This is a genomic window from Vannielia litorea (assembly GCF_019801175.1).
Classification (GTDB): domain Bacteria; phylum Pseudomonadota; class Alphaproteobacteria; order Rhodobacterales; family Rhodobacteraceae; genus Vannielia; species Vannielia litorea_B.
Map to the genome: position 1 here is coordinate 2,818,934 of NZ_JAHVJR010000001.1, position 25,196 is coordinate 2,844,129.

Sequence of the window (25,196 nt, forward strand, 5' to 3'; positions counted from 1 at the left end):
AGAGTCGGCGCACGGCGCAGGTGCTGGCTCAAAGCGATGGGAGATGGCTTTTGGCTAGCCCGACAACGTACGCCGTAGGACGGGCGCGTGTGGCTATGGTTCGGCGCGCAGGCCCGCAATTTCATCTTCGGAGAGTTGCTCCAACCGGGGCATGAGCTCCAGCAGTTCGCGGGTGTAGTCGGACTGCGGGCTCTCGAAGAGCGCGCCGGTTTCCTGCACCTCCACCAGCTGCCCCTGCCGCATCACCCCGACCCGGTCGCACATCTGCCGCACCACCGGCAGGTCGTGCGAGATGAACAGCATGGTGAGGCCGAGATACTCCTGAAGGTCTTTCAGGATGTTCAGGATCTGGGCCTGGATCGACACGTCGAGTGCCGAGGTGGGCTCGTCGCAAATCAGGAAGCGGGGCTGGGTGGCAAGCGCGCGGGCGATCGAGATGCGCTGGCGCTGGCCGCCGGAGAACTCGTGCGGATACTTGCGGTGGGCGTCGGCGGCAAGGCCGACACGGTCGAGCAACTCGCGGACGCGCGGTGCAACCTCGGCACGGGGCAGCAGCTTGTGGTGGTGCAGCGGCTCCGCCACGATATCACCCACCGACATGCGCGGGTTGAGCGACGAGAAGGGATCCTGGAAGATCATCTGGATCTGCCGCCGGTAGCGGGCAAGCCCTGCCGCGTCCATCGCCGTCATCTCCTCGCCGTCGAAGGTGATGGTGCCCTCATCTACCGGGTAGAGCGTGGCGATCATCCGGGCGACGGTGGATTTGCCCGAGCCGGACTCCCCAACCAGCCCGAAAACTTCACCATCCTTGATGTCGAAGCTGACCTTGTCGACGGCGGTGAAATACTCGCGCCGGGAGGGCAGCACGGAGCCCTTGGAAAGGAAGCGCTTGGTCAGCCCTTCCACCTTCAGCAGGGTGCCCGATTGCGAGGTGGCAGAGCGGTCCCAGTTGCGGGCAAGATCCTCGATCTTGAAGCTGGTCTCACGCCCGCCGTAGCTGACCTGCGGGAAGCGCTGCAGTTTGACCTGCGGGCGGGGCACGGCGGCGATGAGGCTCTTGGTGTATTCGTGGGTGGGTGCGCCGAGGATCTGCGCGGTGGCACCCTGCTCCACCACCTTGCCGGAATACATAACCGTCACCTGATCGGTGGTGTCGGCGATCACCCCCATGTCGTGGGTGATTAGGATCACCCCCACCTGCCGCTCCGCGGCCAGTTCCTTGATCAGGTCCAGCACCTGCGCCTGCACGCTCACATCGAGCGCGGTGGTGGGCTCGTCGGCGACGATCACGGAGGGCTCGGAGCAGAGTGCGAGCGCGATCACCACCCGCTGCCGCATGCCGCCGGAGAACTGGTGCGGATATTGGTTGAAGCGCTCCTCCGGCTTGGGGATGCGCACGCGGTCCAGCAGGGCGATGGCGCGCTTGCGGGCCTCGCTGACGCTCAGGCCAAGGTGGAGCTGGATCGTCTCGACCAGTTGTTCACCCACGGTGAAGAGCGGGTTCAGCGAGGTCAGCGGATCCTGGAAGATCATGCCGATCTCCTTGCCGCGGATTCGGCGCTTTTCGTCGGCGCTCAGTTGGTCGATCCGGCGGCCGTTCAGCCAGATCTCGCCCTCTGCAATCCGCGCGGGCGGGTCGAGCAGGCCGATCACGGCGTTGCCGGTCATGGATTTACCCGCGCCGGACTCCCCCACCACGCCGCGAATTTCGCCGGGCCGGATATCGTAGGACACGCCCTCGACCGGCTTGAAGAGGCCGCGGCGGGTTGGAATGTCGACCGTGAGGTTGCGGATGGAGAGGACGGGATCTGTCATCGGAGCCTCGGGTTGAGCGCGTCGCGCAGCCAGTCGCCCAGTAGATTCACTGCCAGAGCGAGGGCAAGGAGGGTGCAGGCGGGGAAGAAGAGAATCCACCATTCGCCGGAGAAGAGGAAGCCCTGCCCGATGCGGATGAGCGTGCCGAGCGACGGTTGGGTGGCCGGTGCGCCGACGCCTAGGAAGCTGAGGGTGGCCTCGGCGATGATGGCCAGCGCAAGCGAGATCGTGGCGATCACTAGCACGGGAGAGAGCACGTTGGGCAGGATGTGGCGCAGCATGATCCGCAGCGGCGAGCGCCCGATGAGGCGGGCGGCGGCGACGTAGTCCTTGGACTTTTCCACCAGCGTCGCACCGCGCACCACGCGGGCGAACTGCACCCAGTCGGAGAGACCGATGGCGAGGATCAGAACCCAGATCGCCATCTGGTCGCGGTATTCGACCGGGGTAACCCCCTTGGCCACGCCGAAGATCAGCATGGCCACGAGGATCGAAGGGAAGGTGAGCTGCACATCGGCGGCGCGCATGATGATGGTTTCCGTCCAGCCGCCGACGTAGCCGCTGAGCAGACCGAGGAAGATGCCCAGCACCATCGCGAAGAGCACCGCCGAGACGCCGACGAAGAGCGATATCCGTAAGCCGTAGAGGATGGTGGAAAACACATCGCGGCCTTGATCGTCGGTCCCCAGCAGGAAGGTTTCGCCGGTGAAGGCGTTGGGCTCCATCGGGTGGGTGAAGCCATTCATCAGGTTCAGGCTGGCCGGATCGAACGGGTTGGTGGGCGCGATGAGCGGGGCGAAGACCGCCGAGAGCACGAGGATCGCCGTGACCAGCGCCGAGACGATGGCCACGGGGCTGGTGCGGAACGCATAGAAGATGTCGCTGTCGAAAAACCGGGTCATGCGGCCACCCTCAGGCGCGGGTCGATGAAGGCATAGAGAATGTCCACCAGCAGGTTGATGGCCACGAACATGACGGAGATCAGCATGAGGTAGGCGGCCATGACGGGGATATCGACGAACTGGATTGCGTTGATGAAGAGCAGGCCCACCCCGGGCCACTGGAACACGGTCTCGGTGATGATCGCGAAGGCGATGATGGAGCCCAGTTGCAGGCCGATGACGGTGATGACGGGCACCATCGTGTTTTTCAACGCGTGGCGGAAGTTGATGACCCGGTCGCTCAGCCCGCGGGCCTTGGCAAAGCGGATGTAATCCTGCCGCAGCACTTCCAGCATCTCTGAGCGGACGAGCCGCATGATGAGGGTCATCTGGTACAGGCCGAGAGTGATCGACGGCAGGATCAGCGCTTTGAGGCCGGAGGCGGTGAGAAAGCCGGTCGTCCAGCCACCAAGGTCCACCGTGTCGCCACGTCCGAAGCTGGGCAGCCAGCCCAACTCGACGCTGAAGAGGTAGATCAGCAGGATACCTATGAGAAAGGTGGGCAATGAGACCCCGATGAGCGAGGCCGACATGATCAGGTTTGCGGCGAAGCCATTGCGCCGGATAGCGGTGAAAACGCCCAGCGCGATACCCATGAGGATGGCGAAGATGCCCGACACCGCAGCAAGCTCCAGCGTGGCGGGCGCGCGCTCCAGCAGGATCTCGGCCACCGGGCGGCCCTGCCGGTAGGAGACGCCGAAATTGCCCTGCACCGCCTGTTCGAGGAAACGGTAGTACTGCACCACGAAGGGCTTATCGAGGCCAAGCTGTTCGCGCAGCCGTTCGACATCTTCGATGGTGCGCTCCTGACCGAGCATGTTGTCGATCGGGTCGCCGACGAAGGTGAACATGGAGAAGGCCACGAGCCCCGTGATCAGGAGCACGAGAACCGATTGCCCGACGCGTTTGACGATGAAGGAGAGCACTGATCTGTCCCTTTGAAACGCGCCCCGGGGCTGGAGCCACCTCTGGCGGATGGCTGGGGCCCTTGGCCGGGCCCCGGAGCGGTTGAGCTTGCGGCGCTAGTTTACCGTGACCCAGCGCAGGATGAAGAAATCGTCGGGGCGCTGTGTCAGCTCCACACCAGAGCGGGCGCCCCAGACCAGCGGCTGCACGTAGAGCGGCACATAGGCAACCTCGTCCTGAAGGATCTTGGCGGTTTCGTCGAGCATGGCCTGACGGGCTGTATCGTCGATCTCCGACTGGATCATCGGCAGGAGTTCGTCGACGCGCGCGTTGGAGTAGCCGCCAAAGTTCCAGCTGCCCAGCTTGGCCTCGTCGTCTTGCGTGGCGGCGAGAAAGCGGATCGGGTGCTCAGCATCGAAGGTGCCGGGCGACCAGCCGAGCAGATACATGTCGAAGTTGTCGGCACGCAACTCGGGCCAGTAGTTGGAGACCGGCATCGCATCGAGCGACACCTCCATTCCGGCCTGCGCCAGCATGGAGGTGACGGCCTGACACACCGCCTCGTCGTTCAGGTAACGGTCATTGGGGCATTTGAATGCGATGGTCTGCCCGGCAAGGCCCGCCTCTTCGGCGAGGCTGCGGGCGGCCTCTGCATCGTAGGCGTAGGGTGCTGCATTGGCTTCGGAGAAGCCGCGCATGGCCGGGCTGACCATCTGGCTGGCCACTTCGGCGTTGCCGCGCATGATCGTCTGGAGGATAGCGGGCACATTGATCGCCTTAGCCACGGCCTCACGGGCGCGCGGGTCGAGGAACATGTCTGCCGCGCCCTGCCCACTCTCGGCGGCGCCTTCCTGCTGGTCGAAGCCGAGCATGATCACCCGTGCTTCGATCCCTTGGATCACGCGGACCTCGGGGTTGCCCTCAAGCCGGGCGACATCCTGAATAGGCACGGGGTTGATGAAATCGACATCGCCTGAAAGCAGCGCGGCCAAGGCTGTTGCCGGGTTCTGGATGGGGGTCATCGTGACCCGGGTCAGGTTGTGCTCGACTTCGCCCCACCAGCCGGCGTGCGGCTCGAGCACGGTTTCGAGGTCGGGCTGGCGCGATACAACCTGAAACGGGCCGGTGCCGTTGGCGTTGAGCGTGGCGAAGTTGCCCTGCTCCTTGTCGGGGCGCTCTGCGCCGTTGGCCTCGGCCCAGCCGCTATCCATCATCATCCAGTTGGCGATGGAGTCGGGGAAGATCGGGTTGGGTGCGGTTGTCATGATGTCGACGGTGTAGTCATCGACCTTGATCACCTCGCTCACCGGTGCGAACCAGCTCGAGGTGTCGGCCTGCTCGGAAGAAGCACGCTCGTAGGAAAAGACCACGTCATCCGCGTTGAAGGCCGCGCCGTCCTGAAAGGTCACGCCCTCGCGCAGCTTGAAGCGCCAGCCTTCGCCCTCGCCGATCGGCTCCCAGCTCACCGCGAGCGATGGCTCAATGGACATGTCCTTGCCGCGTCGCACTAGGCCTTCGTAGACGTTGTTCAGAAATCCAAGCACCGGCGTCGAGTTGACGGCGTGCGGGTCCATCGTTTGCGGGTCGGTGGTGACGGCGAAGTTGAACTCTTCGGCGGTGGCGGGAAGCGCCAGTACCAAGGCCAGGGCGGTGGATAGACGGTGCATGTGATCTCCTCCAATGCAGCAAGGTGGGTGTGGGCCGCCCGCGGGTGCGGGCGGCCCGATGGCGAAGAACTTAGTTCATCGTGAAGTATTTCACCTTCGGCTGATCCTCGGGATCAACCTCGATGCCCACGCCTTCACCCATACCCCAGTTCAGGACCTGGTGGTGAATCGGGATGTAGAGCGTTTCGTCCTGCACCACGTCCCAGATGGCGGCGATGTCGGCATTCCGCGCGTCGAGGTCGACGTTAGAGGCCAGCGACTTGATCTTGGCGTCAAGATCGTCGTTGTCGTAGCCGGTCGCGTTCCATGTGCCGATATCAGCCTCGCGACCGTGGACGAGGAAGTTGAAGATATACTCGGAGTCGTAGGTCGGAACGCCCCAACCGAGCATGTAGAAGTCGCTCTTGCCGTCGGTGATCAGCGGGAAGTGCTGGGCCTTGGGCTTGGCATCGAGGTTCACGGTGACGCCGATCTGACCAAACATGCCGACGGCGGCCTGACAGATCGCCTCATCGTTGATGTAGCGGTCGTTCGGGCAATCGAGCCGGATCGAGAAGCCGTCGCCATAGCCTGCCTCGGCCATCAGTGCCTTGGCGCCTTCGATATCGGTCACGCTGGCGCCGTCCATCTCGGCGGTCCAGCCGTTAACGAAGGGCGGGGCCACCATCCCGGCAGGCTCGGACTGGCCGCGCATCACGACTTGCTGGATGGCGTCGCGGTTGATCGCCATCGACATGGCCTTGCGCACGCGCTTGTCGGCGAGCGGGTTAGCGCCCTCGACATTGTCGGCTTCGATGTCATCGGCGCCCATGTTCATGCCGAAGAAGATCACACGGTTCTGGGGGGCCTTCTTGACCACCAGCCCATCGGCCCCGGCCACGCGCTCCAGATCCTGTACCGGCATGTCCTGGAGGAAATTCACCTCGCCCGAGAGCAGCGCGGCCACACGGGTCGCGGCGTTCTGGATGGGCGTATAAACGATTTCGGAAACCTCCATCGGGAACTGATCGCGGCCCCAATACTCCTCGTTGCGGACCATGACGGTTTTCACGTCAGGCTCGCGGGATTGCAGGATGTAGGGGCCCGTGCCATTGGCGTTTGTGGTGGCGAAGGTGATCTCGCCGCCCTCGAAGTCCTGCACGTTCACCGTGTTGTTGGCTTCGGCCCAGCCCTTGTCGAGGATGTACTGATTGGTCAAGTTCGACGGCAGGATCGGGTTGGGGCCATCGGTGACGATCTCGACGGTGTAGTCATCGACTGCGCGGACCTCGACCACGGAGCTGACAAGCTCCTTCATGTCGGAATTTTCCTGCTTGGCGCGCTCGAAGGAGAAGACGACATCTTCGGCGGTGAAGTCTTCGCCGCCATGGAACTTGACGCCCTCACGCAGCTTGAAGACCCAGACGTTGGGGTCGTCTTCCTTGGGGGCCCATTCGGTGGCGAGGGCGGGCTCGAAGGCGCCGGTCATGTCGCGGATGATGAGCGGCTCGTAGATCTGGTGACGGATCGTGTGGGTCGGCCCTTCGTTCTGTGCGTGCGGGTCGAGGGTGAGCGCGTCACCCGCCCGGGCCCAGCGCAGGGTTTCCGCCGGGGCGAGCGTTGTCGACGACAATAGCGCAGCGAGGGCCAGCAGGCCTTTCGATTTGGTCATGGATATCTCCCTGTTTATCAATCTCCCCCCTGTTCGCGCGGGGGTGATGGACAACCGAAACATGAGCCTGCCCGGGTGCCAAGTCCCTTCACGGAGATTTATGCCACCGGGCCGGGCTGACGCAGCGGCGATTTGGCAGGTAGATGGCGTGAGGGTTCGGGGCAAGCAGAGCGGCTTTTTCAATGCGCAGAGGTAGGCTGGCGCCTCTGTCGGGAATTGGCGGGCGCCAGCCAAGCTTTTGGAAACGCGGGGGAGTTCCCGCTGGCCGGGTATTGGGCCGGATGTTACTCCGTCATCCAGCCTTGGTCGAACCAGCCCGACACATCGCCCGGCCAGTCGAGCGCCGCGCCGCCCGGACCTTTCAGCACGCCGCTATCGAAGAGAAACCGGGCCATTGTGGCAAAGCGCTCCTTGTCGATGGTACCGACGGGCGTGGAGCCCGCCTTGATGTAGGCCCCTTCGGCGAGCGCGGCCATGGAGCCGCGCACCAGTTCGGGGTTCTGGAACTCGCCCGCGCCGATCAGCAACTCGGCGGCCTGGTCGGGGTTTTCGGCGGCCCATTGGTAGCCCTGTTGGGTGGCCGCCATGAAGGCTTTCACTTGCTGCGGGTCTTGCGCAAGCTTTGCCAAGGTGGTGCCGATGTAGCCGTTCTGCTGATCGGGCACCCCGTAGTCGGCATAGGTGAAGTGCTTCTGCTCGCGGCCCAGAAGCTCGCCGTTCACGCCCTCCCATGTGGCGACCTCCAGCGTGAAGTCGACCGCGCCGCTGGCCAGCGCCTCGTAGGCGCCGGTGCCCATCGTCACGGTGTCATATTCCGCCGTACCGCCGTCGGCCTCGATCATGGTGGTTATCAACGCATCCTCCCAAGCCGAGCCGAAGCCTGCATAGATCTTGCCCTCTAGGTCGGCGGGGCGGGTAATGGCCTCGTTGCTGGCGTTGAATACCAGCCGCCCGTTCTCGCGCTGCATGGTGGCCCAGAGCGCGACGATATCGGCCCCGGCGGCCTTGGCGCTCATGAAGCCGAGCGAGGTCATGTAGGCGTAGTCCGCCGCACCGGCGGCGAGGACGGCGGTGGAGGCGCTGTCGGAATAGGGCAGAAGCTCCACCTCCAGCCCGGCGGCCTCGTAGAAGCCCTTCTCCTGCGCGACGACGAGGCCGATGTGATTGGTGTTCAGTGTCCAGTCGAGCGCGATGGTGACGCTTTCCTGCGCCTGCGCGGCGGCGGGTAGGGCGAGGCAGGCGGCGAGGATGGAAAGCAGTTTCATGGGGTGTCCTCCAGGAGCAGGGATTTGAGCAGCGCGCGGGTGTCGGCCAGGCTGGGCTCGGTGCGGGCGCTGCGGGGGGTGGTGAGCGGGATGTCGGAGATGATGCGCCCGGTGCGGGCGGACATGACGAGCAAGCGGTCGGCCATTTGGGTGGCCTCGTAGAGGTCATGCGTGACCATCAGTACGCCGCGCGGGTGCTCGGCGAGGCGGTCGCAGAGCCAGTGCTGCATCCGCAGGCGGGTGACGGCGTCGAGGGCGGAGAAGGGCTCGTCGAGCAGCAGGAAGCGGCTCTGCTGCACCATAGTGCGCAGAAAGGCGGCGCGTTGGCGCATGCCGCCGGAGAGCTGGTCGGGGAAGCTGGCCTCGTGTCCGGCAAGACCGAAGGGCGCGAAGAGCGGCAGCACGCGGGCGCGGGCGGCCCGGCGGGACAGGCCTGCGATCTCGAGCCCGAGGGCGGCGTTTTCGGCGACGGTGAGCCAGGGGAAGAGCGTGTCTTGTTGGGGCTGGTATGCGAGCGCGGGGGATGGGGCGGCGAGCGGGTCGCCCTCAAGGGTGGCGGTGCCGGCTGCGGAGAGTTCGGGCTGCAGGACGCCGGAGAGCCATTTGACGATCGAGCTTTTGCCGCAGCCCGAAGGGCCTATGAGGCAGGTGATCGTGCCCTCGGTGAGGGCAAGGGTGATGTCCTCGACCAGAAGGCGCGGGCCTGTGCGGATGGTGAGGCCCTCAACCCGCAGCATCGACAGCCCTCCGGTAGCGCCGCCCGGTGGCGCGGTCGATCAGGTGCAGGAGGCCCAGCAGAAGGAGGGTGAGCGTGGCGGAGAGCACAACGGCGGCGAGCACGAGATCGGCGCGGAAGTTGTTCTTGGCAGTCAGAATGTAGATCCCCAGCCCCTGCCGCGCACCTGCGTATTCGGCAAAGATGGTGGCGACGATGGCATAGGTGGCGGAGATCCTCAGGCCGTTGAAGAAGTGGGACCGGGCCACAGGGAGGGCGGCGCGGCGGAAGACCTGTGCGCGACCGGCGCCCATGGAGGCGAGTTGATCGCGGTAGGCCTGCGGCAGGCGGGCGTATCCGGCGAGCAGGCTGACCAGCACCGGGAAGAAGGTGACGAGGATCACCAGCAGCACCTTGGGGAGCAGGCCGAAGCCGAACCAGAGCACCATCAGCGGGGCCAGCGCGACGATCGGCACCGTCTGGCTGGCGACCAGCAGCGGGAAGAGGCCGCGCCGGAGCCAGGGTATGAAGTGGAGGGCGACCGAGATGACGAAGGCGAAGCTGACCGAGAGACTGAAGCCGAGGGTCGCCACGCCGAGGGTGGCTGCTGCGTGGCCTGCAAGCGTGGCGCGGTTGACCCAGAGGCCGAGGGCCACGTCGGAGGGTGCAGGCAGGATCAGTGGCGAGACATCGGCCCAGACGCAATAGAGCTGCCAGACCGCCAGGAAGGCGGCGGCAAGGCACAGGCTGGGCAGGGCACGGGTGATCGGCATCGAGACGGTCCGGAGAAAGGCCTTTGCAGGCCGCCCCGAGGGCGGCAGCGGCTCAGCGCAGGCTGGGGCTGTTGGCCGAGGCGGTCAGGTCGATGGTGACATGCCCTTCCGCCGGACCGAACCGCAAGAAGGCCTGCCGGATCGTCTCGAAGACCGCGCCCGCATCGCCCCGGAGCCGGGTGCAGAAGTTCTTGGACTTCAGGAAGGTGCCGGACTGCTTGAGAAAGTCGATGCAGCCGTAGATCTCATCCATGTGCCTGTCCTGCCCCAGCACGTAGAGCGAAAATTGAACGTCGATGCCCACGCCCTGTTCGGGCGCGGATTGCACGGCCTCCAGTGCCAGCGCCTTGCGCTCTTCCAGCCCGAGCGACTGCGCCTTTACCAGCGCCTCGCAGTGGCAGCTCGGATCATCCGGCTCTCCGGGGCAGCCGCGCGAGAGGGTTACATGCATGGTCACATGCTCGGGCCGTCGGGCGGCCTCGGAGAAGAGGTCGCGGATGGCGTCGAGCAGCGGATCGGGCGCGCCGACCATGAGGGTCGACATGTCGTCGGTCTCGATCCGCAGGTCTTTTTCGTAGGGGGAGAGGGCCTTGAGGCCGGTCATGATGACATCCACGAAATCAGACGTCATCGGGTAGAGTGACACTTGCGCGCCAATGAACATGATATCCTCGCTCCGCTGGCATTACCCAGATCAGCTTTGAAGGGTTCACGCAGGCTTGCGCATCTCAGCCCCGTCCGGAGCACCCCTGGTTGATGGCGCGACCGTCGTGGAGCGCGGGAGGAATGTCAAGGCGGGCAAGCGGCTGTTCGCCCTCTTCGCCATTATGTTTGATGTCCAACAAACTTGACAGGTCTGTGCAGGCGGCGCATGAAAGAGCGGCGCGAGCACCGCGCGGCGAGGGAGGAGACAGAATGGGGAACCGGCAGGGAAAGGATGCATGGTGGAGGCCTGATGCCTCGGGGCCTGCACTGGTGGATATGACCCTCGGCGCCTTGCTCGACGAACAGGCCGAGCGCTATGGCGCGCGCCCAGCGGTCCACGTTGATGAACGGGGCGGTGCGCGCAGTACATCTTGGACATATGCCGAGTTGCGACAGGAGGCCGACCTGATCGCACGAGGCCTGATGGCGCAGGGCATCCTTGCGGGCGAGCGAGTTGCAGTGATGGCGCCGAACTGCGCCGAGTGGATATTGCTTGAGTATGCGCTGGCCAAGATCGGCGCAGTGCTGGTGACGGTAAATCCGGCGCTTCTGCAGGAGGAACTGGCATATATCCTCACGCAAGGCCGAGTGGCCGCGCTGGTTTTTGCCCCGCGCCTGCGCAGCAATGATATCAGCGGGCATCTGCTGGGCATCCTGCCCGAACTGGCCACCACCCGCGGAGGCGTGCGGGCGGCGGGAGGCCCCCTGCCCGACCTGCGGCTGCTGATCGGCCTTGGTGAGACGCCTGCGAAGTTTGCGCTGCCCTTCAATGCGTTGCGGGAGGCGGCGAAGACGGTTTCCCCCGAGGCCCTGAGTGAGCGACAGGCCGGAGTGGCCTGCACCGATGTGGCGCAGATCCAATACACAAGCGGCACCACCGGCAAGCCGAAGGGCGCGAAGCTGAGCCACCGCTCGACGTTGAACAATGCCCGGCTGATGGCTGACCGGGGTGGGTTCAGGGCCGAGGACACGTTGCTCTCGGCCATGCCGCTCTTTCACACGGCCGGTTGCGTTTGCAATGTGATGGCCATGCTCGCCTGCGGTGGCCGGGTGGTGACGATGGACACTTTTGATGCAGGGAGGATGCTGGAGCTTTGGCAGGCTCATCGACCCACGATCATCAATGCCGTGCCAACGATGATGACCCGGCTGCTCGGGCATCCGGATGCCGGGGACTATGACATCCGCACCCTGCGGACCGTCTTCACCGGCGGCACCACTATACCACCGAGCCTGATGCACAGCATGCGGGAGTGGACGGGTGGGGAGCCGATGATCATCATGGGCATGACCGAGTGCAGCCCGATCATCACCCAGACCAACCCCGAGGACCCTACGGAAGCGCGGTTCGGCACGGCAGGCACCCCCCTACCCCACACCGAGATCCGCATTGTCGACCCCGAAAGCGGCCGGACCTGCGGCTGGGGCGAGAGCGGGGAGCTTTGCATTCGGGGCTATCTTACCATGGTCGGGTATTTCGACATGCCGGAGAAGACCGCCGAAACCATCGACGCCGATGGCTGGCTGCACTCGGGCGATCTTGCGGAGCTTACCGAGAGCGGGCATCTGCGGATCGTCGGGCGGCTGAAGGACATGATCATTCGGGGCGGCGAGAACGTGTATCCGGCGGAGATAGAGAACTGCCTGCTGGATCATGGCGCTGTGTCGGAGGTGCAGGTCATCGGCGTGCCGGATGCGGATCTCGGCGAAGAGATATGCGCCTTCGTCGTGCCCGCGCCCGGCGCGGAGGCGGACCCGGCGGCATTGCAGGACTTTTGCCGCGCACGCGTAGCCCGCCACAAGATGCCCAAGTACATCGTTCCGATAGAGGCGTTGCCGCTCACCGCCAACGGCAAGGTGCAGAAGTTCGTGCTGCGCGAAGTGGCCACGCGCCGGATCGCGGACGGCTCGCTGCAACCGGTGCGCCAATGACAGTGCCGTTCCTCTTTGAGCGAGAGGGCCATGTGGCCCTGCTCAGCTTCAACCGGCCGGAGAAGCGCAACGCGATCTGCCCGGAAAGCGCCTGCCGGTTCGCCGATGCCATCGCCGAGATCGCGGCGGACGATGAAATCCGCGCAGTGATCCTGACCGGGGCGGGCGACAAGGCGTTTTGCTCTGGTGGCGACCTTGCACAGACCCTTCCGCTGATGTCGGGCGCGCGGGCACCGGAGACGGAGTGGGACAGACGCTTGCTCGATGATCCGAGCATCAACGATCGGATGGCCCTGCGCAGTATCGCCATGCACAAGCCGATTATCGCAGCCGTCAACGGCGACTGCATGGCGGCGGGTATGGAAATTCTGCTCGGCACCGACCTGAGGGTGGCCGTGCCAGAGGCTCGCTTTGCCCTGCCCGAGGCCGCGCGGGGGGTGATCCCCTTTGCCGGTGCGCTGGCGCGCCTGTCGCGACAGATCCCCTATGCAGCGGCGATGGAGATCATGCTGGCGAACGTGCCGATGACGGCGGAGGACGCGTTGAGGCATGGGCTAGTCAACCGCGTCGTGGCCCGGGAGGAGCTGATGGATGCGGCGTGGGAGTTGGCCGAGAGGGTCTCGGCCAATGCGCCGGTGTCGGTGCAGAAGATCAAGGCCACGGTGCTCGCCGCACAGGGCCGACCGCTGGCGGAAGGCTATGCGCTGGAAGACGAGGCCAAGGCCATCGTGATGGCGACCGAAGATGCCCGCGAGGGACCGCGCGCCTTCATGGAAAAACGCAGGCCAGTCTACAGGGGGCGCTGAGATGAGGTTGGCAGGCAAAGTGGCGGTGGTGACCGGTGCGGGCCGGGGCATTGGCCGGGCGATTGCGCTGGATCTGGCACGGGCCGGCGCGGCGGTGGTGGTGAATGATCTCGATGCCGCGACCGCCGAGACGGCTGCCGGAGAGATCATTGCCGAAGGCGGGCAGGCGGTGGCCGTTGCCGCGGAGATCGGGCGCGAGGGCGCGGCGGAGGCCTGCATTGCGGGCGGGGTCGAGGCGTTCGGGCGGTTCGACATTCTCTGCGCCAACGCGGGCGTGCTTCGCGACAGCGTGTTGTGGAAAACCGAGGACGACGCCTTTGACCTTGTGATCCGAACCCATCTGCGCGGCACGTTCCAATGCGGCCGGGCTGCTGCGCGGCACCTGCGCGAGGCGGGGGAAGGTGGCCGGATGATCCTGGTCGGCTCACCTGCCGGGCAGCTCGGCAACTTCGGCCAGACGGCCTATTCGGCTGCCAAGGCCGGGATTGCGGCGATGGCGCGGACATGGGCGGCGGAGTTGGGGCGGGCGGGGGTATCAGTCAACGCGATCATCCCCACGGCGCTGACGCGGATGACAGCGGAGATTCCGGCCTTCGCGCCCCATGTGGCAGCGATGGAGCGGGGCGAGCCGCTGCCCGAGCGACTGCGGGCCGAGTTCGGCATGGGGCTGCCGGAGGATATTGCGCCGCTGGCGGTGTTTCTGGCCTCCGGAGCCGGCGGCGGGATCACCGGGCAGTGCCTCGGCATTGGGGGCGACCGGCTGGCGCTCTGGTCGCATCCGGCAGAACTGCGAGTGGATCTGCGCAAGGGCGGCTGGACGGCGGGGGCGATTGCGGAGGCTTGGCCCCATCTTTCGGAGGGGGCGGTGCAGCCCTACGGCATACCCCTGGGTCTGTGAGGGCCGGGTCTCACTTTGGTCCGGCTGAAACCGACCGGAGGTTCTCACCCACGCGTTCGAGGCTGGAAATCAGCTGCTCCCGCTCGGCATCCGATAGCCCCTCGGTGATAGCGGCCTCGTGCTCGGCCACGAGCTGTTCGAGTTGCCCGAGCCGCTCCCGCCCGGTTTCGGTCAGAAACACCCGGCGTACGCGTTTGTCCTGCGGGGTCGATTTGCGTTCGACCCAACCTTCTCGGGTTAGGCCCTCAAGGATCGGCACAAGGCTGGATCGGTCCAGAAAAATCGCCTCGGCAAGGCGGGTTTGTGGAATGCCGGGGTTGGCTTCGATCAGTTTGAGCATCCCGAAGTATCGCGGCGCGGAGCCGAAGCCTTCGACCCGCTGCTCGAAGATCTTGTAGGACGCGATCTGCAATAGGCGAATGCGATAGGAGACCGATCGCGACAGAAGCTCCGGCTCGACCACCTCGGCCACGTCCCGCATGACCGGCGCGCGCGCGCTCATTTCATGCTCTCCGGCAGGAAGAGGACCAGCGCGGGGAAGGCGATGAGGAGGATCAGGCGCAGCACGTCGATAGTGACGAAGGGCAGGACGCCGCGGAAGATCGTGACCAGGCTCACCTCCCGCGCGATCGAGTTGATTACGTAAACGTTCATCCCCACGGGCGGGGTGATCAGGCCCAACTCGACTGTCATTACGATGATGATGCCGAACCAGACGGGATCGAACCCGAGTTCGGACACGACCGGAAAGACGATGGGCACCATCAGGATGATCATTGCCATCGCGTCAAGGAAGCAGCCCATGACGAAGAAGAGCAGCAGGATCAGGGCCAGCGTGCCGTAGGTTCCGGCCCCCAGTTCGGTGAGGAACATGGTGATGTTCTGCGGCACCTGAGTCACCGCGAGGAAGTAACCGAAGAGGGTGGCACCGATCAGCACAACGTAGATCGACACCGAGGTGCGCAGCGCTTCGGTGAGGCCGTCGAGCAGGCTGGTCCAGTTCAGGCGGCGGCGGAGCAGGCCGATGATGGCAGTCATGGTTGCGCCCACGGCGGCAGCTTCGGTTGCGGTGACGATGCCGAAGTACATCGACAGGATGACCGAGATGAAGAGCAGGCCTACGGCCCAGATGCCCTTGAGCGAGCCCAGGGCCTCAGGCAAATGGAATGGCTCTGCGGCAGGCAGGTGGCGGCCGTACCAGACGCGGACGGTGAGCATGTAGAGCAGCACGGCGAGGATGCCGGGCACGATGCCCGCGATGAAGAGTGTGCCGATATCGGTTTCGGTGATGAAGCCGTAGATCGCGAGCACCACGGAGGGCGGGATCAAGATACCCAGCGTCCCGCCCGCCGCGATGATGCCGGTCGAGGCGGCGTCTGGGTAGCCGGATTTCTTCATTTCCGGGTAGGCGATGTTGGTCATGGTGGCCGCGGTGGCGACGGATGAGCCGCAGATGGCGGCGAAACCGCCGCAGGCCCCAACCGAGGCCAGCCCGAGGCCGCCCTTGAAACCGCCCAGCCATGCCCGGCCGGCCCGGAACAGCTCGGCCGACATGCCGGAGCGGGTGGCCAGCACCCCCATCAGGATGAAGAGCGGAATCAGGGTGAGGTTAAAGTCGGTGATGGTCGCGATGGGCGATTGGAAGAGCAGGTTCATCGCGGGCGAAGGGTGGACGACCACCGCAAAGCCGCCAACGCCGACGATGCCCATGGCAACCCCGATCGGCACCCGGAGGGCCATCATGCCGAAGAGGGCAGCGAAACCTGCGACCGCCGCGAGCTCGTTGGTCATTTCTGCGTATCCTCTTGCGTGCGCGCCTCGGCGCCATCGAACTCTTCAAGATCGGAGCCGTGGACGAAGATCCGCCAAAGGCGCAGAACGGTGGTGACGAGGGCCGCGACCAGCCCCAGCCAGATCGCCAGAAAGAACGGCCAGTGCGGCAGGCGCAGATCCATCGTGGTGTCGCCGGAGCGGAAGGTGGCCTCGACCCGCTCGCCGATCTTCCAGGTCATCGCCAGCGTGAAGAGTAAGAGAACCGCCCAGGCGAAGCCCGACAACCAGAGGCGCGCACGTGGCCCAACGGCCTGAGCGACGATGTCGACCTTGATGTGCGAGCCATGCCAGGCGACTGAAGCCATACCCCAAGCGATGGCCACGCCAAGCAGCAAACGCGAGGAATCGAAGGCATCCGGCAGGGGGCGCGCAAACCCGTAGCGCCCGATTGCGGAGACGACGATCAGGAGGGTGACGCCGCCAAGCATTAGGCCAGCGATGCGCTCGATTGACAGGACGACACGGTCGACGAAGCGCCGCTTTTCAGTGGGTTGTGTCATCCTGTCCTGCACGTGGTCCGCAGGTAACTGTCAATCGCTTTGCGCATCGCCGGGCCAGCTCAGTAAGCTGCGTCGTTGGCTTCGAGCGCGGCCTTGTAGGCTTCGAGGATGGCGTCGGCATCGCCGCCCTTGGCGGTGACGCTTTCTTTCCACTCGTCGATGAGCGGCAGGGCCGCCTCGCGCCACGCCGCGACCTCTTCGTCGGTCGGCGTGTTGAAGGTCTGGCCGCTGTCAGCCATCAACTTGTCGCGCGCGGCCATGTCATCCTCGAGCCAGCCTGCGGCGGTTTTGGCGGACCAATCGGGCGTGCAGTGGTCGTCGATCACAGCCTTGTTCTCGTCAGAGAGCCCATCATAGCTGCCTTGGTTCATAACCATGACCTGAGACGAGAGGTAGAAGGGCATGTCGAGGTGGACCGGCACCTCATCGGTCAGCTTGAAATCGAACATTGCGCCCCAGGGGAACGTCACCGCTTCTGCGGTGCCCTTGGAGAGCGCCTCGCGCACTTCGGGGGCGGGCACCTGAACCGGGCCGCCGCCAAGCAGCGAGACGAAGCGGGCCATGGTGGCGTGGGCCGGGCGGATGTTCTTGCCTTTGACGTCCTCTGGCGAGGTGATTGTTTCCTGGCTGTGCAGGGCGCCGGGGCCGTGGGGATGGACAAAGCAGACCTTCACATCGCTCATCTCCGCTGCTGCGCCATTCTCCATGTACCACTCGTGGATCGCCTTGGCGGCGGCGACGCTGTCATCGGCCATGAAGGGAATTTCGGTCAACGCGTAGATCGGAAACCGCCCGGCGGTGTATCCGGGGTTCACGTAGGCGATGTCGACGATGCCCTGTTGTGCCATGTCGTAATGGTCGGGCGCCTTGCCAAGCTGCTGGGCCGGGAAGATCTGGATGGCGATCCGGCCTTCGGAGGCCTCCTGGACCGACTCGGCCCAAGGATTGATGCCCTTGGTTGCGGGCGCGATGGTCGGCGGCACCCAATGTGACAGGCGCAGCGTGACCTCTTGAGCAACAGCGGCATTCCCCGCGGTGAGCGAAAGCAGAGCGCCGAGCGCAACGGAAACTTTTTTCATGTGATCCTCCCTGAGATACGGCCTCCTCGCCGTATTTGATTGTTGGATATCCAACATTAAGAAGATTCTCAACAGAAACTTTCTTTGGGTGCCGGATGCGGGCGGTGGTCCGGAGCGCCCAAGGCGAGTGGGCAGCCGGGGCGCGCTCTTGTGGTCGACGGAGCGGTATAATACATCTGCGCTCACGGGTGACCCCCGGTGCCAGCAACGCCGCTACGACGCAGTGCCAGCGACCTCACGAGAAACCGGCTCATGAAGGTTCTGACGCATGGCACGACCCCATATTTTACCCCGCACAACTCTGACGGCGCGCGTTGCCGCATTGGTACTCGCCGTGGCGCTGGCCGGCCCCACTATGGCGCAAGACGCTGGCCGCAGGGTGGTATCGCTCGGCGGGGCCGTGACCGAGATTATCTATGCGCTCGGGGAGCAGGACAGGTTGGTGGCGCGCGACAGCACCTCGACCTTTCCGGCGGAGGCCACTGGGCTGCCAGATGTGGGCTACGTGCGGGCTCTGTCGTCCGAGGGCGTGCTCTCTGTCGCACCCGACATGATCCTCGCAGAAGAAAGCAGCGGGCCGCAGGAAACGCTGGATGTGCTGGAGGCGGCACAGGTGCCACTTGTTGTGGTGCCTGATGGCTACGACGGCCCGGCGATCCGCCGGAAGATCGAGATCGTGGCCGAGGCGCTGGGCGTGCCCGAAAAGGGAGAGGCGCTAGCCGCGGAGGTCGAGGCCACGCTGGCGGAGGCCGTGGAAGGTGCGCGACCTGATCAGCCCGTGCGCGTGCTCTTCGTGCTCTCGATGCAGGGCGGACGGATCATGGCGGCGGGACGGGGCAGCTCGGCTGAAGCGATCATCTCGCTTGCCGGGGGAGTGAACGCGCTTGAGGGCTTCAATGGCTACAGCCAGGTGTCGGACGAGGCGGTGCTGGAGGCCGCGCCAGAGGTGATCTTGATGATGGAACGTGGCGGAGACCACGGCGGCGACAGTGCGGATGTGCTGGCGCATCCGGTGCTGGGGCAGACCCCAGCTGCCGAGTCCGGCGCAGTGCTCCGTCTGCCGGGGCTTCTGCTGCTCGGTTTCGGCCCGCGAACGCCGGAAGCAGTGACTGCCCTGAGCAGCGCGCTGAAGGCCGCGCGGCCCTGAGCCCGGATGGCTGCCCCTGCCCTCTCTGACCGCCCGTCGCCCTTACGCCGACTGGTTGCAGCTGAAGGCGACCGCCGCCCACGGGCGCGCATCGCCGCGCTCGCGCTCACCGCACTCCTGCTGGTGATCAGCGTGCTCAGCCTAGGCGTCGGGGCGTCGGGCACAAGCCTGCCGGCGGCACTGTGGCAGGCGCTCAACGGAGAAGAGATCGCCCTGCGCGACCGGCTGATCCTGTTCGACATTCGCCTCCCACGGCTGGCAATCGGCATGCTGGTGGGCGCGGCGCTGGCGGTGTCGGGCGCGGTGATGCAGGGGCTCTTCCGCAACCCACTGGCTGACCCGGGGCTGGTGGGCGTCGGGGCGGGCGCCGGGCTGGGTGCGATCCTCGCGATCGTACTTGGTGGGCTGCTGCCCTTGGCTCTGCGCGATGGGCTGGGCTACGCGCTGGTTCCGGTGGCAGCCTTTGCGGGCGGATGGGTCACAACGCTCCTGCTATACTGCATTGCCACGCGCGAGGGGCGCACCTCTGTTGCCGTGATGCTGCTCGCAGGCATCGCGCTGGCCGCACTGGCGGGAGCCATCAGCGGCGTATTGGTCTATATGGCGGACGACAGCCAGCTGCGCGACCTTACCTTCTGGGGCCTCGGCTCGCTGGCCGGGGCGACGTGGGGCAAGGTTTTGGTGGCAGGGCCGCTCATCGGGCTGGCTCTGGCGGCAACGCCCTTTCTCGCCCATGCGCTCAATGCGCTCGCATTGGGCGAGGCACCGGCGGCGCACCTGGGGATACCGGTTCAGAGGATGAAGCGCCTCGCCGTGCTCTCGGTTGCGGCGGCGACTGGCGCGGCTGTGGCGGTTTCGGGCGGTATCGGGTTTATCGGGATCGTGGTGCCGCATCTGCTCAGGCTGGTCATTGGCCCGGATCACCGGCTGCTCCTACCCAATGCCGCACTGCTTGGCGCCTCGCTGCTGCTGGTGGCCGATATGATCTCACGCACCATCATCGCCCCTGCGGAACTGCCGATCGGGATCGTCACCGCCGTGATCGGCGGCCCTTTCTTCCTTTGGATCCTGCTGCGCAACCGCGCCGGGCTGGAACTGTGAGGCCGCGATGCTGAGCGCGACCGATATCCACGTGCGCCTCTCCCGGACGCCGGTGCTGAACGGTGCCTCGCTCACGGCCCGACCAGGCGAGGTTTCAGTGATCGTGGGACCGAACGGTTCGGGCAAGACGACGCTCCTGCGGGCGATCACGCAGGAAGTTGGCTTCGAGGGCGAGATCCGGCTGGACGGGGAAGACATTACCGCCCTGCCCGGCTGGAAGCTGGCGGCCCGGCGGGCGGTGCTGCCGCAGCACAGCCGCATCGCCTTTCCGTTCACGGTGGCCGAAATCGTGCGCCTTGGGATGACCGCCGCCGCCACACCGCCGCCAAAAGGCCGGGTCGCCGAAGCGCTGGAACGGGTCGGCCTCGCGGGCTTTGCCGGGCGGCCCTATGCCGCGCTCTCTGGCGGGGAGCAACAGCGGGTGCAACTGGCTCGCGTGCTGACGCAGGTCTGGGAGCCGGTGGGGCCGGAGGGCGCTCGCTGGCTCCTGCTCGATGAGCCGGTTTCCTCGCTCGACATCGGCCACCAGCTCGAGGTGATGGAATTGCTTGCGGGCTATGCCGCGGCGGGCGGTGGTGTGGTGGCGGTGATGCACGACCTCAACCTGACCGCCATGTATGCCGACCACGTAATGCTGATGGCTGGCGGGTTGATGCAGGCGAGCGGCGCCCCGGCAGACGTACTGACCGATGCGAACCTGACGCGGGCTTATGGCTGTGCATTGCGGGTCAACACCGCGCCGCCTGCCCCCGCAACCTTCCTTTTGCCTCACACCGCCCGGCCAACGGGCTGACACTCAAACCAACATCCTCGAAAGGAGAAGTCACATGTATCTGGCAATGAACCGCTTTACCGTGAAGACTGACAACGCGGAGGCCTTTGAGGCGCTCTGGCTCGGGCGCGACACGCACCTCAAGGAGATGGAGGGCTTTCGCGAGTTTCACATGCTGAAGGGGCCAGAGCGGGAAGATGGCACAATCCTCTACGCCTCCCACACGGTTTGGGAGAGCGAGGAAACGTTTCGCGCATGGACCCGCTCCGAGCAGTTCAGGGCATCGCACGCCAAGGCGGGCGGACCGGACAATCTGTTTGAGGGCCACCCGCAGTTCGAGGGCTTCGCCCCGATCCAGCACATCGGCTGAGACCGCCCTGCCCCAAAAACGAAACCGCCGCGTGCCCGTAGCACGCGGCGGTTCTTTTTGTCCCTTTGGTACGACTTCAGAACGTGAAGGCGGCAGAGACCTCCAGTGAACGACCCGGCTGGGCGAGTTCGTTGGGGTAGATCGTGTACTGCTGGTCAAAGACGTTGTCGATGCCCACGCGGAAACTGCTGCCAGCCATTGCCTTGCTGCTCGGGGTCCATGCTGCGTAGAGATCGAGGGTCTGCCAGCTTTCACCCGCAACACCAGTGGACGGCACGCGGTTTTGTTCGGCGGCAAAGGTGGCGCGGGCGCCGAAGAGCCAGTCTTCGTCGGGGCGGTAACCCGCCTCCAGTGTGAGCCTGTCTTGCGGAATGGAGGCCAGCGGATCACCGTCATCACCTTCGCCCCGGGCGATGGAGAGGCCGCCGCCGACGAACCATGCGGCGGTGTCGTAGCGGGCTTCGGCCTCCATCCCCCAAAGCCGGCCATCGACATTGTCGGAGGTGGTGGTGCCGGCGAAGATATCGACCGTCTGCTCGATGTAATTCTTCACGTCTGCATTGTAGAGGCTGACCGAGAAGCTGAGCTTGTCGTCCGTCTGCCGGAAGCCGCGCTTTTCGAACCGGGCGCCGACTTCAAACTGAGTGGACTCTTCAGGCTTCAGGTCCGGGTTGGGAACGAAGAAGTTGTCGGGCGGGAAGCCGAAGGGATTGCCCGGAAAGTGCAGCCCATCGTTGTAGAGTTCGCTCAAAGAAGGCGCGCGATAAGCCCGGGACAGGTTGGCGAAGACCTGCCAATTCTCGTTGGGGCGGTAGCTGACGCCGATGCGGGGCGAGAAGAACTCTTCTTCGACATCGGCGAGCGAAGCGTCGCCTGGCTTTCGGTTGTAGGCATCGTAGCGGGCCCCCGCGATCAGGTCGAACTGCGGTGACAGCTCAAAGGTGGCTTCGGCGAAGATCCCGGTCGTCATTGCCTCAGCGGGCGGGAAGGTGGAGCGGGGCGCGCCATCGCGTGTGCCCTCTTGGCTCTCCTTGAAGACCTCAAGCCCGTAGACCACCTCAACTGGCACCCCGAAATCGAGCCGGGAGCGGTTGATGACCTCCAGCCCGAGACTGTCGTAGGTGGTTTCATCGAGGCGCGGGGCGCTTACGCGGTCTTCGGTGATCTTCAGCCGGTCGCCGTAGAAGAGCACGGAAAGGTCCAACGCATCGGAGCCCTCGGGGGCATAGTCCCAACTGAAGCGGAAGCTTTGCTCATCAGCCTCGCGGTTCACCTCCGGGTTGGAACTGGAGGGCGCGCCATTGGCCGAGGCCAGCGTGAGGGCGCTGTCGTGATAGTCGGAGAAGCTGAACTCGACCCGGCTGTCGGCGGAAGGCTCGAAGCCGAGCTTGATCATGGCATTCTGCTGGTCGAGCTCGGAGAATGGAATGTCGGCGCCGTCGCCGGAGGTGTAATTGTCGGTGGTGTCGCGGGTGCCCAGGAACATGAGCGCATCCCAATTGCCCCAGTCTGCATAGACAGCGGTGTTGGCCGACCATTGCCCGCCGTTTGTTGAGTAACCCATGCCGACCCGAGCGCCGATGGTGCGGCCCTCTTCCAGCAGATCATCGGCATCGACGGTATCAACAGAGATGACCCCGCCCAGCGCGCCGGAGCCGTAGAGCGTGGAGCCGCCGCCGCGCACCACTTCGACGCGCTTGACCAGTGCCGGATCGAGGAAAAAGCGCCCGCGGTGACCTTGGTTGAAGTTGAAACGCCCGCCATCGAAACGCAGCACGATCTGATCGTCAGTGAAGCCGCGGATGTTGGGCTCTAGCGCGATCGCCCGTGGGCCGCCTCCGATGGTGACGCCCGGGATATCGCCGATAAGCTCGTTAAAATCGCCAGCCTGCCTGTTGAGCAGGTTTTCGGCGTCCACTGCTGTGACGGAAACCGGTGTATCGAGGATGAGACGCTCGGTCCGTGCGGCGGATTCCACGTAGATCGGGTCAAGTGTGAAGGCGCTTTGCTGCGCCCAAGCAGGAGCCGCGAGTGCTACGGCTGCCGTGGTCGTATAGAGTGAGAATTGGCGCATTTGGTCCCCTTCCGCCATGCGTTGCTCTGTGCAGGCCTGCCGGTAGGGTGGGTTGCGCTGATCGGGCACTAAGAAATCTGATAAAAATTGTCAAGTATACTGATTTATCGGAATCGATCAGATCGACGCGCCGATGCCGCGAGGAGGCTAGAGGTCGGCTTTGGGGCAAACGGGTTTCAGTGACTGGAGTTAACACCGGGAAAGCCCCGCGCCCGCAGATCGGCGCGGCAAACGGGGGCTCAATTCAGTTGCAGCTCCGCAGGTTTTTCGCACTTGCGTCAAGCCGCTGATCGACCAGAGTGCGCGGGCGACTGGAAGGGCTCGTCAGACTCTGCGTGGGCGCGGCCAAGCATCCCGCCTTTCTCGCATCGCGAAAACTGATAGTCATTTTTCTCTGTTATCAAGAAAGATTGCCGGGGTTAGCCTGTCCGAACAGCCAGCATTCCTTGGGAGGAGAGATGCAGCTAACTGACACCGAAAAAGCCATGCGCGACGGTTCAAGCGGCCCCGCGGTGGCCCGTTCGATGGACCTTCTGATCCGATATGGAGAGGCACTGGGCGCCGAGCGCCTAGTGGAAACGCGCAATGTGGCGGGGGCCTACAATGCCTCTACGCCCTCGGTGCGCAGCCTCGCCGAAGAGGGCTTCGACAGGGTGTTCTCCGAGCTGAACCTCGATAGTGACGAAGTAGTGGATGTGCCGCGCATGGCGGTCCCGACCTGCCAGCTGATCACCGGGATCGACCTCGACAACCACGAACTTCAAGGCGCCGACCCCGCGCTGGTGGAGATGCAGCGCGCAGGCGAGAAATACCTAGGCAAGCGCGGCGTCAACATGATGTGCACCTGCACGCCCTATCAGGTCGGCAACGTACCGGTGCAGGGCGAGCATTGCGCCTGGATGGAGAGCTCTGCGGTGATCTACTGCAACTCGGTTCTGGGCGCGCGCACCAACGTTGAGGGCAAAGAAAGCACCGGTGCCGCCGGTCTGACCGGACGCATCCCCTATTGGGGCCTGCACCGCCCCGAGAACCGCTTTGCCAACCGGTTGATCCGGGTCGAGACCGAGGTGAACGACATGGCCGACTGGGGCGTGCTCGGCTACTTCACCGGCTTCGAGGTGGAAGAGAACAAGCCTGCGTTCGAGGGGCTGACCCACCTGCCCGACCTGATGAAGCTCAAGCACTTCGGCGCCGCTGCCGCCTCCTCGGGCGGGGTGGAGATGTATCACCTGCCGGGGATCACTCCTGAAGCGCCAACGATGGACGCGGCCTTTGGCGGCGCGGCCCGGCCCGAAGCCATTGTCTTCGGTGAGGCCGAGAAGCGGCGGACATGGGCGCGGCTGCAGAACGCGACCGACCGTAAGCTCGATTTCGTAATGCTTGGCTGCCCGCACAACTCGATTGAGCAGATGTCGCTGGTGGCCGAGTTGCTCGAAGGGCGGAAGATCCACCCCGACACAGCGCTCTGGGTGCACACCCCCCGCGCCATTCGGCAGATCGCGGATCGCTCCGGCTACACCGATATCATCCGTGCCGCCGGCGGTGAGGTGATGTCGGACACCTGCCCCTCGATTTCGCGGCGGATGCCAAAGGGCGTGCGCGTAATCGCGACCGACAGCGCCAAGCAGGCGCATTACCTGCCCGCCATCGGCAAGGTGCAGGGCTGGTTCGGCTCGGTGCAACAATGCGTCGATAGCGCCGTAGCTGGTGAATGGCTGGGGGTGGTGCAATGAGCGAGACTGCCGCACCACCGCGCGTCATCACCCTGCGGGGCCGCAAGGTGGTGGGTGGCAAAGCCCGCGCCGAAGCACTGGTGACCACGCAGACCATTTCGGGCTGGGGCGGGATCAACGAGCGCGACGGCTCGGTGATCGAACTGCACCACGAGCTGAACGGGCAGAGTTTTGTCGGCAAGGTGCTGGTCTTTCCCGGCGCCAAGGGAAGCTCGGGCTGGTCGGCCTATTTTCATATGTGCCGCCTGAACGGCACCGCCCCGGCGGCGATGATCTTTACCCGGATGACCACCAAGATCGCGCTCGGCGCGGTGGTGACACGGGTGCCCACGGTGACGGATCTCGATGGCGACCCCTTCGAGCTGATCGAGAGCGGTGATCTCGTTGAGGTCGATGCTGATGCAGGAACCGTGACCATCACCAAGCCGCCGGGCTGAGGGAAATGACCGGACCGGCGCACCTGGGAGGGTGTCGCGCCGGACCAACCGGAAGAAAGGGGCAGACCCGCCCCGA

Annotated in this window: 23 protein-coding genes and 1 riboswitch; of the genes, 9 read left to right on the plus strand and 14 right to left on the minus strand. The window is 65.0% G+C overall.

The genetic code is table 11. The annotated features are described in order from the left end of the window. Positions 1-93: 93 nt before the first annotated feature. The 9 genes from KUV38_RS13835 to KUV38_RS13875 all read right to left on the minus strand — a co-directional run bounded on the left by KUV38_RS13835 (position 94) and on the right by KUV38_RS13875 (position 10,397). Positions 94-1,815: an ABC transporter ATP-binding protein gene (locus tag KUV38_RS13835; protein ID WP_222470605.1), complete on the minus strand. Its 1,722-nt coding sequence runs from the start codon at positions 1,813-1,815 to the stop codon at positions 94-96. Beyond that, complete coding sequence (locus tag KUV38_RS13840; protein WP_222470606.1) at positions 1,812-2,717, minus strand: ABC transporter permease; 906 nt, start codon at positions 2,715-2,717, stop codon at positions 1,812-1,814. The genes KUV38_RS13835 and KUV38_RS13840 overlap by 4 nt, the downstream gene beginning before the upstream one ends. After that, positions 2,714-3,682, minus strand: coding sequence for an ABC transporter permease (locus tag KUV38_RS13845; RefSeq protein ID WP_222470607.1), 969 nt, complete (start codon positions 3,680-3,682; stop codon positions 2,714-2,716). Before KUV38_RS13845 ends, KUV38_RS13840 begins: the two co-directional genes overlap by 4 nt. Before the next feature lie 96 nt (positions 3,683-3,778). Beyond that, complete coding sequence (locus KUV38_RS13850; protein ID WP_222470608.1) at positions 3,779-5,329, minus strand: ABC transporter substrate-binding protein; 1,551 nt, start codon at positions 5,327-5,329, stop codon at positions 3,779-3,781. A 70-nt stretch (positions 5,330-5,399) separates the two neighbouring features. Then, positions 5,400-6,980, minus strand: coding sequence for an ABC transporter substrate-binding protein (locus KUV38_RS13855; protein WP_222470609.1), 1,581 nt, complete (start codon positions 6,978-6,980; stop codon positions 5,400-5,402). 284 nt (positions 6,981-7,264) lie between these two features. Beyond that, complete coding sequence (locus tag KUV38_RS13860; RefSeq protein WP_222470610.1) at positions 7,265-8,245, minus strand: ABC transporter substrate-binding protein; 981 nt, start codon at positions 8,243-8,245, stop codon at positions 7,265-7,267. After that, positions 8,242-8,982, minus strand: a complete 741-nt coding sequence (locus KUV38_RS13865) for an ABC transporter ATP-binding protein (protein WP_222470611.1) — start codon at positions 8,980-8,982, stop codon at positions 8,242-8,244. Before KUV38_RS13865 ends, KUV38_RS13860 begins: the two co-directional genes overlap by 4 nt. After that, on the minus strand, positions 8,969-9,733 hold the full coding sequence (locus KUV38_RS13870; protein ID WP_222470612.1) for an ABC transporter permease: 765 nt from the start codon (positions 9,731-9,733) through the stop codon (positions 8,969-8,971). Before KUV38_RS13870 ends, KUV38_RS13865 begins: the two co-directional genes overlap by 14 nt. A gap of 52 nt (positions 9,734-9,785) precedes the next feature. Further along, the gene (locus tag KUV38_RS13875) at positions 9,786-10,397 is read right to left on the minus strand and encodes a YkoF family thiamine/hydroxymethylpyrimidine-binding protein (RefSeq protein ID WP_222470613.1); all 612 of its coding nucleotides are present in this window, start codon (positions 10,395-10,397) and stop codon (positions 9,786-9,788) included. Then, a riboswitch (TPP riboswitch) is annotated at positions 10,388-10,494 on the minus strand. It overlaps the preceding gene by 10 nt. 154 nt (positions 10,495-10,648) lie before the next feature. On the opposite strand from KUV38_RS13875, the gene KUV38_RS13880 reads away from it, so the two are divergent. From KUV38_RS13880 to KUV38_RS13890, 3 genes are read left to right on the plus strand one after another with little or no spacing between them, the layout of a single operon-like run. Then, positions 10,649-12,370, plus strand: a complete 1,722-nt coding sequence (locus tag KUV38_RS13880; RefSeq protein WP_222470614.1) for an AMP-binding protein — start codon at positions 10,649-10,651, stop codon at positions 12,368-12,370. After that, positions 12,367-13,176 carry an enoyl-CoA hydratase/isomerase family protein gene (locus tag KUV38_RS13885; protein ID WP_222470615.1) on the plus strand — a complete coding sequence of 270 codons (810 nt, stop codon included), beginning with the start codon at positions 12,367-12,369 and terminating at the stop codon, positions 13,174-13,176. Before KUV38_RS13880 ends, KUV38_RS13885 begins: the two co-directional genes overlap by 4 nt. 1 nt (position 13,177) lies before the next feature. Next, the gene (locus tag KUV38_RS13890) at positions 13,178-14,074 is read left to right on the plus strand and encodes an SDR family NAD(P)-dependent oxidoreductase (RefSeq protein ID WP_222470616.1); all 897 of its coding nucleotides are present in this window, start codon (positions 13,178-13,180) and stop codon (positions 14,072-14,074) included. A gap of 10 nt (positions 14,075-14,084) precedes the next feature. On the opposite strand, the gene KUV38_RS13895 is transcribed toward KUV38_RS13890, so the two are convergent. The 4 genes from KUV38_RS13895 to KUV38_RS13910 are packed head-to-tail and all read right to left on the minus strand — an operon-like array spanning position 14,085 to position 17,486. Continuing rightward, positions 14,085-14,576 (minus strand): MarR family winged helix-turn-helix transcriptional regulator, encoded by a 492-nt coding sequence (locus KUV38_RS13895; RefSeq protein WP_222470617.1) that lies wholly within the window; start codon positions 14,574-14,576, stop codon positions 14,085-14,087. Continuing rightward, the gene (locus tag KUV38_RS13900) at positions 14,573-15,865 is read right to left on the minus strand and encodes a TRAP transporter large permease (RefSeq protein WP_222470618.1); all 1,293 of its coding nucleotides are present in this window, start codon (positions 15,863-15,865) and stop codon (positions 14,573-14,575) included. Before KUV38_RS13900 ends, KUV38_RS13895 begins: the two co-directional genes overlap by 4 nt. Then, on the minus strand, positions 15,862-16,407 hold the full coding sequence (locus KUV38_RS13905; RefSeq protein ID WP_222470619.1) for a TRAP transporter small permease: 546 nt from the start codon (positions 16,405-16,407) through the stop codon (positions 15,862-15,864). Before KUV38_RS13905 ends, KUV38_RS13900 begins: the two co-directional genes overlap by 4 nt. A 59-nt stretch (positions 16,408-16,466) precedes the next feature. Beyond that, the gene (locus KUV38_RS13910; protein ID WP_222470620.1) at positions 16,467-17,486 is read right to left on the minus strand and encodes a TRAP transporter substrate-binding protein; all 1,020 of its coding nucleotides are present in this window, start codon (positions 17,484-17,486) and stop codon (positions 16,467-16,469) included. 322 nt (positions 17,487-17,808) lie between these two features. Here KUV38_RS13910 and KUV38_RS13915 point away from each other — a divergent pair, with 322 nt between their 5' ends. From KUV38_RS13915 to KUV38_RS13930, 4 genes are read left to right on the plus strand one after another with little or no spacing between them, the layout of a single operon-like run. Next, positions 17,809-18,633 carry a hemin ABC transporter substrate-binding protein gene (locus KUV38_RS13915; RefSeq protein ID WP_315898629.1) on the plus strand — a complete coding sequence of 275 codons (825 nt, stop codon included), beginning with the start codon at positions 17,809-17,811 and terminating at the stop codon, positions 18,631-18,633. A 6-nt stretch (positions 18,634-18,639) separates the two neighbouring features. Beyond that, complete coding sequence (locus KUV38_RS13920) at positions 18,640-19,734, plus strand: FecCD family ABC transporter permease (protein WP_222470622.1); 1,095 nt, start codon at positions 18,640-18,642, stop codon at positions 19,732-19,734. A gap of 7 nt (positions 19,735-19,741) precedes the next feature. Further along, on the plus strand, positions 19,742-20,527 hold the full coding sequence (locus tag KUV38_RS13925; protein ID WP_222470623.1) for a heme ABC transporter ATP-binding protein: 786 nt from the start codon (positions 19,742-19,744) through the stop codon (positions 20,525-20,527). Positions 20,528-20,561: 34 nt separating this feature from the next. After that, positions 20,562-20,876, plus strand: coding sequence for an antibiotic biosynthesis monooxygenase family protein (locus KUV38_RS13930; protein ID WP_222470624.1), 315 nt, complete (start codon positions 20,562-20,564; stop codon positions 20,874-20,876). A 76-nt stretch (positions 20,877-20,952) separates the two neighbouring features. On the opposite strand, the gene KUV38_RS13935 is transcribed toward KUV38_RS13930, so the two are convergent. Continuing rightward, the gene (locus KUV38_RS13935) at positions 20,953-22,950 is read right to left on the minus strand and encodes a TonB-dependent hemoglobin/transferrin/lactoferrin family receptor (protein ID WP_222470625.1); all 1,998 of its coding nucleotides are present in this window, start codon (positions 22,948-22,950) and stop codon (positions 20,953-20,955) included. 458 nt (positions 22,951-23,408) lie between these two features. Between KUV38_RS13935 and KUV38_RS13940 the strand changes: the two genes are divergently transcribed. Continuing rightward, the gene (locus KUV38_RS13940; protein WP_222470626.1) at positions 23,409-24,683 is read left to right on the plus strand and encodes an aconitase X; all 1,275 of its coding nucleotides are present in this window, start codon (positions 23,409-23,411) and stop codon (positions 24,681-24,683) included. Further along, a complete protein-coding gene (locus KUV38_RS13945; protein WP_222470627.1) occupies positions 24,680-25,120 on the plus strand; it encodes an aconitase X swivel domain-containing protein in 441 nt (146 codons plus the stop codon). Before KUV38_RS13940 ends, KUV38_RS13945 begins: the two co-directional genes overlap by 4 nt. Positions 25,121-25,196: the final 76 nt, after the last annotated feature.

Bases quoted from the DNA above. Each gene is read 5' to 3' on its own strand.
- KUV38_RS13945 (WP_222470627.1), top strand. From the start codon at position 24,680: ATGAGCGAGACTGCCGCACCACCGCGCGTCATCACCCTGCGGGGCCGC.
- KUV38_RS13905 (WP_222470619.1), bottom strand. From the start codon at position 16,407: ATGACACAACCCACTGAAAAGCGGCGCTTCGTCGACCGTGTCGTCCTG.
- KUV38_RS13910 (WP_222470620.1), bottom strand. From the start codon at position 17,486: ATGAAAAAAGTTTCCGTTGCGCTCGGCGCTCTGCTTTCGCTCACCGCG.
- KUV38_RS13890 (WP_222470616.1), top strand. From the start codon at position 13,178: ATGAGGTTGGCAGGCAAAGTGGCGGTGGTGACCGGTGCGGGCCGGGGC.
- KUV38_RS13900 (WP_222470618.1), bottom strand. From the start codon at position 15,865: ATGACCAACGAGCTCGCGGCGGTCGCAGGTTTCGCTGCCCTCTTCGGC.
- KUV38_RS13930 (WP_222470624.1), top strand. From the start codon at position 20,562: ATGTATCTGGCAATGAACCGCTTTACCGTGAAGACTGACAACGCGGAG.
- KUV38_RS13935 (WP_222470625.1), bottom strand. From the start codon at position 22,950: ATGCGCCAATTCTCACTCTATACGACCACGGCAGCCGTAGCACTCGCG.
- KUV38_RS13925 (WP_222470623.1), top strand. From the start codon at position 19,742: ATGCTGAGCGCGACCGATATCCACGTGCGCCTCTCCCGGACGCCGGTG.
- KUV38_RS13895 (WP_222470617.1), bottom strand. From the start codon at position 14,576: ATGAGCGCGCGCGCGCCGGTCATGCGGGACGTGGCCGAGGTGGTCGAG.
- KUV38_RS13940 (WP_222470626.1), top strand. From the start codon at position 23,409: ATGCAGCTAACTGACACCGAAAAAGCCATGCGCGACGGTTCAAGCGGC.
- KUV38_RS13920 (WP_222470622.1), top strand. From the start codon at position 18,640: ATGGCTGCCCCTGCCCTCTCTGACCGCCCGTCGCCCTTACGCCGACTG.
- KUV38_RS13880 (WP_222470614.1), top strand. From the start codon at position 10,649: ATGGGGAACCGGCAGGGAAAGGATGCATGGTGGAGGCCTGATGCCTCG.
- KUV38_RS13870 (WP_222470612.1), bottom strand. From the start codon at position 9,733: ATGCCGATCACCCGTGCCCTGCCCAGCCTGTGCCTTGCCGCCGCCTTC.
- KUV38_RS13850 (WP_222470608.1), bottom strand. From the start codon at position 5,329: ATGCACCGTCTATCCACCGCCCTGGCCTTGGTACTGGCGCTTCCCGCC.
- KUV38_RS13835 (WP_222470605.1), bottom strand. From the start codon at position 1,815: ATGACAGATCCCGTCCTCTCCATCCGCAACCTCACGGTCGACATTCCA.
- KUV38_RS13875 (WP_222470613.1), bottom strand. From the start codon at position 10,397: ATGTTCATTGGCGCGCAAGTGTCACTCTACCCGATGACGTCTGATTTC.
- KUV38_RS13855 (WP_222470609.1), bottom strand. From the start codon at position 6,980: ATGACCAAATCGAAAGGCCTGCTGGCCCTCGCTGCGCTATTGTCGTCG.
- KUV38_RS13885 (WP_222470615.1), top strand. From the start codon at position 12,367: ATGACAGTGCCGTTCCTCTTTGAGCGAGAGGGCCATGTGGCCCTGCTC.
- KUV38_RS13840 (WP_222470606.1), bottom strand. From the start codon at position 2,717: ATGACCCGGTTTTTCGACAGCGACATCTTCTATGCGTTCCGCACCAGC.
- KUV38_RS13860 (WP_222470610.1), bottom strand. From the start codon at position 8,245: ATGAAACTGCTTTCCATCCTCGCCGCCTGCCTCGCCCTACCCGCCGCC.
- KUV38_RS13865 (WP_222470611.1), bottom strand. From the start codon at position 8,982: ATGCTGCGGGTTGAGGGCCTCACCATCCGCACAGGCCCGCGCCTTCTG.